This is a genomic window from Streptomyces sp. SID12501, from assembly GCF_010550245.1.
Taxonomy (GTDB): domain Bacteria; phylum Actinomycetota; class Actinomycetes; order Streptomycetales; family Streptomycetaceae; genus Streptomyces.
The window spans coordinates 1-383 of record NZ_JAAGLU010001085.1; the positions used below are offsets into that span (position 1 = coordinate 1).

Annotated in this window: 1 protein-coding gene; it reads right to left on the reverse strand. The window is 77.0% G+C overall.

The window, feature by feature from the left end; all coding sequences use genetic code 11:
* Window positions 1-154: 154 nt before the first annotated feature.
* Window positions 155-383, reverse strand: a 229-nt coding sequence (locus G3I71_RS49935; protein WP_239149835.1) for a hypothetical protein, incomplete at its 5' end; no start/stop codon positions are given.

Below are 383 nucleotides of genomic sequence, written 5' to 3' on the forward strand. Positions count from 1 at the left end.
CGGGCGTCGCCGCGTGGGGCCGGCGTCGAGCAGGACGCTAGGCAGCGCGTGTTTCGCCCGGACGCGCACCCGCGTCACCGGCCCGCAACGTTCCGCGCACACGCCGGCGGCCCGGGGTGTGAGAACTCCCCCGGGCCGCGTGGCGTCGTCGCCGTCAGTCCGTGACGCGGAACCGGCCCTGCGCGCCGCGCTCGGCGTCGCCCATGGCGTGCGTGACGAACGGGTAGGTGCCGGCCTCGGGGAACGTCAGCTCGACGAACCCGCCCTCGGCGGGCGCGAGCGCGAGCACCTGCGCGCCGCCCGTCCCCGTCGACCCGCCGTCGCGCAGGGTCCAGTCGCCCTCGCGGTAGACGGTGTCGAACTGCCCGCCGACGACGAGGTAC